The following is an 8,229-nucleotide window of genomic DNA, read 5'->3' on the forward strand; positions in this document are numbered from 1 at the left end:
AATGACTAATGACTAATGACTAATGACTAATGACTAATGACTAATGACTAATGACAAAATTATAATTTCATAGCGATCGCTAATGCTGCTTCCAATTGTTCTTGGGTCAAAGTAGTTAAAATAAACACTTCTTGCACCGTTTTACCCTGCCGTGCGATGACTTTATAGCCTCCGCGAATTGGTATTGAGACGCGGAGTTGCATTTTTGGGCAATGACCTTTTACCCGCCCAATCACTCCCGGCGTCACAGTTTGGATGCCATCCTGCTGACACAGACGTTCTAAAATAGGGATCAAACCGGAAATGTGTGTCGAGTGATTCCAAACTAGTCTGGCGGTTTTTTGGGAAGCTGTGCGGTCAGGATCTGCGGTGGGTTTGCCCATGATGATTAAGCTGCTTCTAGGGGTGCCATTGTCAAACCTGCACGGCGCAGCTGCTGGTGATAAAGTTCCGCAGGTTCTTGGGGACCAACCCAGACGATCGCTTGACCTTCATAGTGTACCTGATTAGTCAAATCCCAAGCGCGATCGCCGCTCATTCCTGGAATATATTTCATCAAACACTCGGCTACATGTTGGAATGTATTAAAATCGTCGTTTAATACAATCACTTTGTAATTCGGATAAGTCTTGCGGACAACTTGATTAGACCGTTCAGGAGCTACAGTTGGTGCTGTGGCCATCCCGTAAACATCTGCTGAAAGTGTCGTAACCATAGAAGAGTTAGGGAACAGGATTTTACAAAACTACATTATAAATAACTAGTTTAGTGCATTGTCTGGGCATTGGGCATTGGGCATCCCTTCGGCTTCGCTCAGGGCAAGTGGGCATTGGGCATGGGGCAAAAGGCAAGGGGCAAGGGGCAAAGGGCAAGGGGCAAAGGGTAAACGAAAGATCCCTCCTTTTCCCTTTTCCCTTAGCGAAGCCATCTCCCCAGTCCCCAGTCACCAGTCACTGTTACCGATACAGCCAAACACGCAAGAGTGAGAGCAATTGTTCGGTATCTACGGGTTTGGTGATATAGTCTGATGCTCCTGCTTCAATGCACTTTTCGCGATCGCCTTGCATGGCTTTGGCGGTGAGTGCAATAATCGGCAAGGATTGAAAGCGATTGTTTTGACGAATTTGACGTGTTGTTTCGTAACCGTCCATTTCTGGCATCATTACGTCCATTAAAACGACATCAATATCTGGTGTACTTTCTAACAAAGTAATTCCTTCTCTGCCGTTTTCAGCATATAACACCTGGATTTGATAACGCTCTAACATACTTGTGAGAGCGAAGATATTCCGCACATCGTCGTCTACAATTAGTGCTTTTTTGCCGATGAGTAAGTGGTCTCTGGAATGGAGTTGTTCGAGGATTTGTCGCTTGGGTTCTGGCAAATTTGCTTGGACTCGGTGTAAGAATAAGGCTGTTTCATCCAAAAGACGTTCGGGCGATCGCACATCTTTTATAATGATTGTCTCTGCAATGCGTCTGAGTTCGGTTTCTTGAGCTTTGCTAATTTCTCTACCTGTGTAGACAATAATTGGCAGAGATTTACCGTTTGGTAAAAGCTTGATTTGCTCGATGAGTTCAAACCCGGTCATGTCTGGTAGCCCTAAATCGAGGACGAGACAATCAAAATGCTGGGTGCGGATGGCTTCGATGGCTGCTGCACCTGTGGCGACGGCGGTGGTAGCAACGTCGCTGTTGCCAATTAACTCGACAATGCTATGGCGTTGGGTGTCGTCGTCTTCCACTACCAGTAGATTTTTCACTTGGCGTTCGACGAAACCTTTAATTCTACCCAGCGCTTCCGATATTGTCTCACTAGTTAATGGTTTTTGCAGATATGCGATCGCTCCTAGTTGCAAACCGCGCTGTCTACCTTCCTCAACGCTCATGATGTGTACGGGAATGTGACGAGTATTGGAGTCATGTTTGAGACGATCTAATACTGTCCATCCATCCATTTCGGGCAATCTGATGTCTAGCAAAACGGCTGAAGGTAAAAATTGCTGGGCTAGCATCAAGCCTGTGGTGCCAGTTTGGGCAGTTATTACCTTAAATCCGTGCTGTTGCGCCATATCTAGAAGGATACGGGCAAAGTTAAGGTCATCTTCGACAATTAATAATACGCGATCGCCGAGATTGATTGTAGTGCGATCGTCATTAATCAGTGGGGACTGGGGAGGTGAAGAAGACGTGGGGAGGGGGAGACGCGGGGAGGGGGAGAAAGAAGAAGACGCAGAGAATCGCTCAAATATTCTCTCCATTTCCCCGCGTTTTTGCGCCCCCGTGTCCGCGTGTCCTGCGCCTTGTGGTAAATAGAATGTAAACGTGCTACCTTGACCGGGTTGACTAACTAATTTGATTTCGCCGCCAAAGAGACGGGCAATTTCGCGGCTAATTGATAAGCCTAATCCCGTACCGCCGTATTTGCGACTGGTAGAGCCATCAGCTTGCTGAAATGCCTCGAAAATGACTTTTTGTTTCTCAAGGGCAATGCCAATACCTGTGTCGGTGACTGAGAAGGCAATCACTGACTGGGCGCGATTTAAGCTTTCGTGGTCGGAACTCCATCCTTGCTGCGCTACCGCAACCCGCAAGCGGACTTCTCCTTGCTCGGTAAATTTAAAAGCGTTGGAGAGGAGATTTTTCAATACCTGTTGTAAGCGTTTGACATCTGTATAAATGCTGAGTGGCAATTCGGGAAGAAATTCAATTGTGAAAGCAAGTCCTTTGCTGTTGGCTATTTGCCGGAAAGTGCGCTCAATTTGCTCGCCCAATTCAACCAAAAGCATTTGGGTCATTTCAATTGACATGGTTCCAGATTCAATTTTGGCGAGGTCGAGAATGTCGTTAATCAACGCCAATAAATCTGTACCTGCTGAGTAAATTGTCTGGCTGTATTCGACTTGTTTGTTATTGAGGTTGCCATCAATGTTATCTGCTAATAGCTTGGCCAAAATTAACAAGCTATTCAGGGGTGTCCGCAATTCATGGGACATGTTGGCAAGAAACTCTGATTTGTATTTTGACGAGAGGGCCAGTTGTTCTGCTTTTTCTTCCAAAGACGTTCTCGCTTGTTCGATTTCACGATTTTTGCGTTCGACTTCTTTCTTCTGTTGAGCCAGTAATTCTGCCTTTTCTTCTAATTCGGCGTTGGTTTGTTGCAGTTCCTCCTGCTGTCCTTTGAGTAAATCTTCCGAGGCTTTGAGTGATTGGGCTTGTTGTTCTAGGCGTTTGTTGGTTTCCCGGAGTTCATTTTGCTGGGTTTGTAGTTCTTCAGCCAATGATTGCGACTGCTTGAGTAATTCTTCAGTTCGCATGGAAGCAGCGATGGTGTTGAGGACGATCGCTATACTTTCTGTAAGCTGGTCGAAGAATGTCAAGTGGATTTCGCTAAAGCGGCGGAAGGACGCTAACTCAATGACTGCTGTGACTTGTCCTTCAAAGAGTACGGGTAAGACTACGGCATTCAAAGGCGTAGCTTCTCCTAAACCAGAGCCAATTTTGATATAGTCATTTGGCACTTCTGTGAGCAGAATTCGCTCTTTTTCTAAGGCGCATTGTCCCACCAAACCTTCACCCATGAAAAAGCGATTAGCTAGATGTTTGCGTTCGCGATAGGCGTAGCTACTAATTAGTTTCAAATACGTGCTATTATTATCCACCGCATCCATCAGGTAGAATACGCCGTGTTGCGCTCCTACTAAGGGCGCGAGTTCTGAGAGAATTAATTTTGATACGGTTTCTAAGTCTCGCTGACCTTGGAGCATTCGGGTAAATTTAGCGAGGTTAGTTTTCAACCAGTCTTGTTCGGTGTTTTTCTGGGTTGTTTCTCGCAGATTGGCAATCATCTGGTTGATGTTGTCTTTGAGGATGGCAACTTCCCCTAGTGCTTCGACGGCGATGGAACGAGTTAAATCACCTTTAGTTACAGCTGTAGCAACTTCGGCGATCGCTCGCAACTGGGTTGTCAATGTAGCAGCGAGTTCGTTGACGTTATCCGTCAAGTCTTTCCAAGTTCCAGCCGCCCCAGGTACTCTGGCTTGTCCGCCTAATTTTCCTTCGATTCCCACTTCCCGCGCTACTGTGGTTACCTGGTTGGCAAAGGTGGCTAGGGTATCAATCATCTCGTTGATGGTTTCTGCCAAAGTTTCAATTTCACCCTTGGCGTCTAGCATGAGTTTGCGTTTCAAGTCGCCGTTCGCAACTGCGGTGACAACTCTAGCAATACCCCGCACCTGTGCCGTTAAGTTCCCCGCCATCGAGTTTACGTTGTCGGTTAAATCTTTCCAGGTGCCTGCAACACCTTGGACTTGGGCTTGTCCGCCCAACTTACCTTCGGTTCCCACTTCCCGCGCCACCCGCGTTACTTCCGAGGCAAAGGAACTGAGTTGATCCACCATTGTATTAGTGGTGTTCTTCAAGTCCAAAATTTCGCCTTTGGCATCCACAGTAATTTTCTTGGAGAGGTCGCCGTTAGCCACCGCCTTGGTAACTTCGGCGATGTTGCGGACTTGTCCGGTGAGGTTCCCCGCCATTGAGTTTACGTTGTCCGTTAAATCTTTCCAGGTGCCGGCAACCCCTCTGACGTAGGCTTGCACGCCGAGTTTTCCTTCGGTTCCCACCTCCCGCGCTACCCGCGTTACCTCACTGGCAAAGGAATTAAGTTGATCCACCATTGTGTTGATGGTGTTCTTGAGTTCCAGAATTTCGCCCTTCACATCAACGGTGATTTTCTTAGAAAGGTCGCCGTTAGCTACCGCCGTTGTCACTTCGGCAATATTCCGCACCTGGGCTGTCAAGCTTCCCGCCATGAAGTTTACACTGTCGGTCAAGTCCTTCCAAGTCCCGGCTACTCCCTTAACTTCGGCTTGGACGCCCAACTTGCCTTCGGTTCCCACTTCCCGCGCTACCCGCGTCACCTCACTGGCAAAGGAATTGAGTTGATCCACCATTGTGTTGACGGTGTTTTTCAACTCCAAAATTTCACCTTTGACATCAACGGAAATTTTCTTCGAGAGGTCGCCATTAGCTACAGCAGTTGTGACGGCGGCGATATTTCGCACTTGTGCCGTTAAGCTTCCCGCCATGAAATTTACGCTGTCGGTTAAGTCTTTCCAGGTACCAGCCACGCCACGCACATCGGCTTGTACACCCAGTTTACCTTCACTGCCTACTTCCCGTGCAACCCTTGTAACTTCACTTGCAAAGGAGTTGAGTTGATCCACCATGATATTGATGGTGTTTTTCAACTCTAGAATTTCCCCTTTGACAGCAACAGTAATTTTCTTAGAAAGGTCACCGTTGGCGATCGCAGTGGCAACTTCCGCAATGTTTCGTACTTGGTCGGTCAAGTTCCCCGCCATTAAGTTTACATTGTCGGTCAAGTCTTTCCAAGTCCCAGCCACTCCCCTGACTTCAGCTTGCACGCCCAATTTTCCTTCGGTTCCCACTTCCCGCGCTACCCGCGTGACTTCCGATGCAAAGGAACTCAGTTGATCCACCATTGTATTAATGGTGTTTTTCAACTCCAAAATTTCGCCTTTGACATCCACAGTGATTTTCTTGGAAAGGTCACCATTCGCCACAGCCGTTGTCACGTCGGCAATGTTCCGCACCTGTGCCGTTAAACTTCCCGCCATGAAGTTCACGCTGTCAGTTAAATCTTTCCAAGTACCAGCTACACCCTTAACATCTGCTTGTACGCCGAGTTTCCCTTCACTGCCCACCTCTCTGGCAACCCGCGTCACTTCCGATGCAAAAGAACTGAGTTGATCCACCATGATATTGATGGTGTTTTTCAACTCCAGAATTTCACCTCTAACATCAACGGTGATTTTCTTCGAGAGGTCACCGCTGGCGATGGCAGTTGCAACTTCGGCAATATTTCGCACTTGTCCGGTGAGGTTACCTGCCATTAAGTTAACGTTATCCGTTAAGTCTTTCCAAGTCCCCGCCACTCCCCTGACTTCTGCTTGTACGCCGAGTTTGCCTTCGGTTCCCACTTCCCTGGCAACTCGCGTTACTTCCGATGCAAAGGAATTCAATTGATCCACCATCGTGTTGATGGTGTTTTTCAGTTCGAGAATTTCGCCCTTCACATCCACAGTGATTTTCTTGGAAAGGTCGCCATTAGCCACCGCCGTTGTCACTTCGGCAATATTCCGCACCTGTGCCGTCAAGCTTCCCGCCATGAAATTCACACTATCGGTGAGATCCTTCCAGGTACCCGCTACCCCCCGGACTTCTGCTTGACCGCCGAGTTTTCCTTCTGCACCCACCTCACGGGCAACTCTTGTTACTTCTGATGCAAAGGAATTGAGTTGATCCACCATGATGTTAACGGTGTTTTTCAACTCCAAAATTTCGCCTTTGACATCCACAGTGATTTTTTTGGAAAGGTCGCCATTTGCCACGGCTGTTGTGACTTCGGCAATGTTGCGGACTTGGGCGGTTAAATTCCCCGCCATTAAATTAACGTTGTCTGTGAGATCCTTCCAAGTACCTGCAACTCCTTTAACTTCGGCTTGGACGCCCAACTTACCTTCGGTTCCCACCTCGCGGGCAACTCTTGTTACTTCTGATGCAAAGGAATTCAGTTGATCCACCATTGTATTAACGGTGTTTTTCAACTCCAAAATTTCGCCTTTGACATCCACAGTGATTTTTTTGGAGAGGTCACCGTTAGCGATCGCTGTGGCAACTTCCGCAATATTGCGGACTTGCCCTGTGAGATTTCCCGCCATCAAGTTCACATTGTCAGTCAAATCCTTCCAAGTGCCAGCCACGCCGCGCACTTGGGCTTGTACGCCGAGTTTACCTTCAGTGCCCACCTCACGCGCAACCCGCGTCACTTCCGAGGCAAAGGAACCGAGGCGGTCTACCATCGTGTTCACAATATTGGCAGTTTGGAGAAACTCACCTTGTAGAGGTCTGCCATCAATTTCTGTGGCGATGGTTTGCGATAAGTCACCATTAGCCACAGCCCGAATGACACGAGTTGTTTCTGCTGTTGGTTGGACTAAATCTGTAATTAAAGTATTGACAGAAGTTACACAATCTGACCAGGAACCGCGAACATCTCCTAAAGAAGCGCGATCGCCAATCTTGCCTTCTTTGCCGACAACATTACCAATTCGCTGTAGCTCGGTCGCCATCCGCTGATTTTGATCGATTATATCATTGAGGGTATCCGCTATTTTCCCAGCAACACCAGTATGGTCTATGGGCATTCGAGTTGAGAAATCGCCCTGCTTGACAGCCGTCAGCGTTCTGAGTAGCTGATTTAAATCCAGATTGTCGCTGTCTCTAGTCAACTGTTCGGTTGCCATAGCCTTATCCTTAGTCGTGATTCTTGCAGAATTTTTTGTATTTTTTGCACCCCGTACCTAGTATGCCAGTTCAAAAAACCGTTTGTGGGGGCTGGGGACTGGGAAAAGGTTAAAGGCAAAGGTATTAAAAATTTTTGCCCTTTTCTCCTTTGCCTTTACCCTGCCAAGTTCCCTTGGCGAACTAGAAGTGAGAATACTTTTAGCTAATACTTATCAAAATAGACGGTAGGGAATAGAAAGTGGATCGAACTAATTTTTATGGGTGCGAGTGTAAGCAGTTAATAAAGACCCTAGTACCGCAAGGCGGAAGTCAAAAGTCAAAAGTCAAAAGTGTTACACAATAAGCCCTTTAGCGATTTTCAATGGTTGCTCTATTTACGCTGCTTTGTACTAGCTAAATGCTAGTGGCGTTGGTGTATGTGCCATACCACTTAGCTAATCATAGCTATTCGATCTCTTTTATGGATAACTGGTAAATATTTTATGTTGATACGCTACCAAAGGCACTAGGTACTAGAGAGGATGATTTATGGAGATAAATCAAAAATAAAGAACCCCACCCCGCATTTGAAGACAGCAAACGCTCCCCCTAAGGTGTACACACAAGTCTGATTCAGTTTTATCCTAATACACTTGGGATTAGCGAGAAAGCCCTCATGTAGAGACGCGATTTATCGCGTCTGATAGACCAACACGTTCACAAGACGCGATAAATCGCCGTCTCTACAGAGAATCTACTCGTCAATTATTCCTTGACAGACTACTCTTTCCGACTTGTGTGTACACTGTAGCCCCGCAAGCTCTTAGGGGTTGGGGGTGGGGTGTTAGGGACTTTTGCAAGAGGTCTAATGAGTATTTGAACTGGATTAATCCACCTCTGAACTGGATTAATGAGTATTTG

The 8,229-nt window shown here is 47.1% G+C and carries 3 protein-coding genes; all 3 read right to left on the reverse strand.

The window, feature by feature from the left end:
* Nucleotides 1–59 precede the first annotated feature (59 nt).
* The gene (locus tag ACM0OY_RS38490; RefSeq protein ID WP_414573975.1) at nucleotides 60–383 is read right to left on the reverse strand and encodes a DUF2103 domain-containing protein; all 324 of its coding nucleotides are present in this window, start codon (nucleotides 381–383) and stop codon (nucleotides 60–62) included.
* Nucleotides 384–388: 5 nt separating this feature from the next.
* Complete coding sequence (gene clpS / locus ACM0OY_RS38495) at nucleotides 389–715, reverse strand: ATP-dependent Clp protease adapter ClpS (RefSeq protein ID WP_414573976.1); 327 nt, start codon at nucleotides 713–715, stop codon at nucleotides 389–391.
* A 241-nt stretch (nucleotides 716–956) separates the two neighbouring features.
* Nucleotides 957–7,328, reverse strand: coding sequence for a HAMP domain-containing protein (locus ACM0OY_RS38500; RefSeq protein WP_414573977.1), 6,372 nt, complete (start codon nucleotides 7,326–7,328; stop codon nucleotides 957–959).
* Nucleotides 7,329–8,229: the final 901 nt, after the last annotated feature.

It is taken from the genome of Nostoc sp. CCY 9925, from assembly GCF_963920935.1.
Classification (GTDB): domain Bacteria; phylum Cyanobacteriota; class Cyanobacteriia; order Cyanobacteriales; family Nostocaceae; genus Nostoc.